Origin of the sequence: Candidatus Collinsella stercoripullorum (assembly GCF_027669965.1) — a bacterium.
Taxonomy (GTDB): Bacteria; Actinomycetota; Coriobacteriia; order Coriobacteriales; family Coriobacteriaceae; genus Collinsella; species Collinsella stercoripullorum.
The window spans coordinates 1-3,164 of the sequence record NZ_JAQECM010000067.1; the positions used below are offsets into that span (position 1 = coordinate 1).

Genomic DNA, 3,164 nt, shown 5'->3' on the forward strand with positions numbered 1-3,164 from the left:
CGGGCGGCGGCCGGCCCGGGTGCGGCGTCCCGCGCCCGGGCCGTCCCGCTCCGCGCCGCCGCCGGCCTGCATATCCGGTCGGAAAAATGTAAGAGTCGGCAGCTTCGCGCCCGCCGCGGGGCCGTCGGCAGGCGCCGCCCCTTCCTATAATGATGTGGAGGGGGAGGCCGGGCGTCCGCGTGTCCGCGGGCACGGCCCCTTCGCAGGAGAGGGGGTCGTTCAGAGCATGTACACCGTTGCCGTGGTGGACGACGTCCGCGTCGAGGGCGACGAGCTCGCCCGTCTGCTGCGCGAGACCCCGCGCTCCGAAGAGCTCGATGTGGTGACGTTTTCCGACGCCGCATCGCTCGTCCGACGGATGGGGAGCGGCTGGCGGCCCGACATCCTGTTCATGGACATCCGCCTGAACGACGGCTCCGAGCCCGCGTCGGGGACGGGGCAGACGGGCATCGACGCGGTCGCCTGCCTGCGCGAGCACGGCCTCTCGGCGCCGGTGGTGTACGTGAGCGGCTACGACTCGTGCCATACGGCGGTCTACCGGACCGGTCACGTCTGCTACCTGCGCAAGCCGTTCGGCGCCGACGAGGTCTCGGAGGCGCTGGGGTACGCGGTCGAGGCGCGCGAGCGCTGGGCGGCCTCCCCGGTGCGCCTGCGGGTCGCGGGCTCCGAGCGCGTCCTGCGCCCCGCCGAGATCTTCTACCTCGAGAGCAGGCTCAGGCGCCTGGTCGTGCACACCGAGCGCGAGGGCCTCGAGACCTACGGCAAGCTCGGGGACCTCTTGGAATCGCTGCCCTCCCACTTCGTGCGCTGCCATCAGAGCTTCGCGGTCAACCTCGACCATGTGGAGGAGCTCTCCGCGGCGTCGATCAGGCTCGCGAACGGATGCGAGGTGCCGGTGAGCCGCCGATGGCGCCCGCAGGTGCGCGAGGCGCTGTTCGCCCACATCAGGTCGGGGAGGTAGCCGTGGCGGAGGAGCCCCTCTTCGTGCGGGTCGCGCTCAACGCCTGGTTCGTCCCCCTGCATATCGCCGCCTTCATCTTCCAGGACCGGATCTTGCGCCCGCGCGGCGCGCGCCCGCTCGCGCTCGTGCGGGCGCTGGTGGTCGCCCTCGCGCTCCTGCTCGACGACTCCGTGGTGAACCCCTCGAGCACGGTGTCGATCGCCCTCACGGGCGTGGTCATGCCACTGGCGTGCTTCACCGGGCCCGTGCGCGAGCGCGCCGCCGTGGCGGGCCTGCTGGTCTCCACGGTCTGCTTCGCCGAGCTGGTCGGCACCGCGGTGTGGATGGTCGCCGCGCCGGGCATCGCCGCGTCGAGCTACGCGGGGAGCTGGGTGCGCTATGACGCGCACGTGGTCGGCACGGTCGCGGCGGTGGCGACGGAGTTCGCCTGGCTGGCGGTGCTCGCGCGCGCCTGGCTGGAGATGCGCGCCGAGACGGGCCGCGGCGCGGAGCGCGGCGAGACGCCCCTGGTGCTCGCGGTCTTCCCGGTGTTCCAGGCGTGCGGGATGCTCGTCCTCGCCACCCCGGTCATGATCGCGCCGGATGCCGACCCGGGCCTCCTGTTCGCCGTGACGGTCCCGTGCGCGCTGTGCCTCGTGTCCGACCTGGCCGTGCTGAGCGCGTCGGGCAGGATGCGCCAGCAGGCGCGCATGGAGCGCGAGGCGCGCGAGCTGTCGGCGCGTCTCGACGAGGTGCTCTGGCAGTCGGAGGAGCGCCTGGCGAACGCCCTGCAGCTCGCCCATATCCGCCATGACGTCCGAAACCACCTGTACGTGATCGGATCGCTCGCGGCGCAGGGGGATGCGCGCGCCGCATGCGACTACGCGCGCGACCTCGCCGCCGGATTGCGGGACAGGAGCCGCCGCGCGGCCGGGCGGGGCGCGTCCGAGACACTCGCGCGGGAGGCTCGCAGCGCCCTGGACGGCGCCGGCCGGCGGGGGAGAGGGGGCGGGCGCGATGGCTCCTGAGATGCCGGGGGCGGCGACGCTCGCCTTCGCGGGCACCTGCGTCCTGCTGGCGGCGGCGTGCGCGGTGGCCGTGCGCACCTTCGCGCCCTACGGCGGGCGGCGGTGGCTCGCCTACGCGGCCTGCCCGGCGAGCCAGCTCGCGGTGGTGGCCGCCGCAGCGCTGCTCGCGCGCGAGGGGACGATCCCCGTCGGCTGGTCGGTCGCGGCGACGCTGTGCGGCGCGGCCTGCGCCGTCTACGATGCTGCCCTCGTGCGGGCGCTCGACGCCGGCGAGCGCGCGTCGCTCGAGCACGAGCGCGTGCGCGCCCTGGCCGAGCAGCTCGAGGCGCAGCGCGCCTACGAGGCCGAGCGCCGCAGCTTCTCGCAGGACTGCCAGGCCGCCTACGCGCTGGCGGCGGACCGCCTGGAGGCCGTCGCCGCCTCCCTCGAGCGCGAGGGGGCCGCGCCGCGCCCGCTCGCGGCGGAGCTCGCCGAGCTCGACGCACCCGAGGGGGTGTGGTGCGCCAACGAGGCGCTCAACGCGATGCTGTCGTTCAAGGAGCGCGCGGTGCGGATGTACGGGGGAGAGCTCGACGCCTGGGTCATGCTCCCCCGCTTGACGGGCGTCACCGACGTCGAGCTGTGCGCCCTCGTCTCCAACGCCGTCGACGCGCTGCTGCCCGCCCTCGGGCACGGGGGCTCCGCGGTGCACCTGAGCCTGCGCTGCGCGCACGGGTACCTCTGCCTCGAGGCGGCGGTGCCCGGGTGCGAGGCGACGCTGCCCGACCACCGGCCGCTGTGCGTGCTCAAGGGCTTCGCCGCGCGGTATGAGGGCGATGTGCGCTGCCTGTGGGAGGACGGCGGGCTGACCCTCAGCGTGCTCGTGCGCTCCTGAGGTCCCGCCGGCGTACGGAAACCTGCTGTATGCGGCGCCCGTCAGCCCTCGGCCTGGCGAAAGCATGTCGTATCTGACACCGCGCCTTCGGATAGGGGCGCCCGGTGTCAGATACGACATGCTTTCACGAAAATACGACATGCTTTCACGAAACGGCGTGGAGTCAGACCGATGCAGGATGCGGCGCGCCCTCCGCGGGCCGGCGCCGGCGTCGCGCTGGGCGGTTCTCCCTGCCGCGTCGCGCGGGGTCCTCACGCCTCGGATGCGGGGCCCGGCGCGGAAGCGGCCGGTCGGCGGCCCCCTAGGACCGCCGGTTCGCCTG

The 3,164-nt window shown here is 74.2% G+C and carries 3 protein-coding genes; all 3 read left to right on the plus strand.

The features are described from left to right. The first annotated feature begins 226 nt into the window (after nt 1–226). The 3 genes from PHA29_RS09795 to PHA29_RS09805 are packed head-to-tail and all read left to right on the plus strand — an operon-like array spanning nt 227 to nt 2,842. Complete coding sequence (locus PHA29_RS09795) at nt 227–961, plus strand: LytR/AlgR family response regulator transcription factor (protein ID WP_270849432.1); 735 nt, start codon at nt 227–229, stop codon at nt 959–961. A gap of 2 nt (nt 962–963) precedes the next feature. Further along, complete coding sequence (locus PHA29_RS09800; RefSeq protein ID WP_270849434.1) at nt 964–1,968, plus strand: hypothetical protein; 1,005 nt, start codon at nt 964–966, stop codon at nt 1,966–1,968. Further along, nucleotides 1,958–2,842, plus strand: coding sequence for a hypothetical protein (locus tag PHA29_RS09805; protein ID WP_270849436.1), 885 nt, complete (start codon nt 1,958–1,960; stop codon nt 2,840–2,842). The genes PHA29_RS09800 and PHA29_RS09805 overlap by 11 nt, the downstream gene beginning before the upstream one ends. Nucleotides 2,843–3,164: the final 322 nt, after the last annotated feature.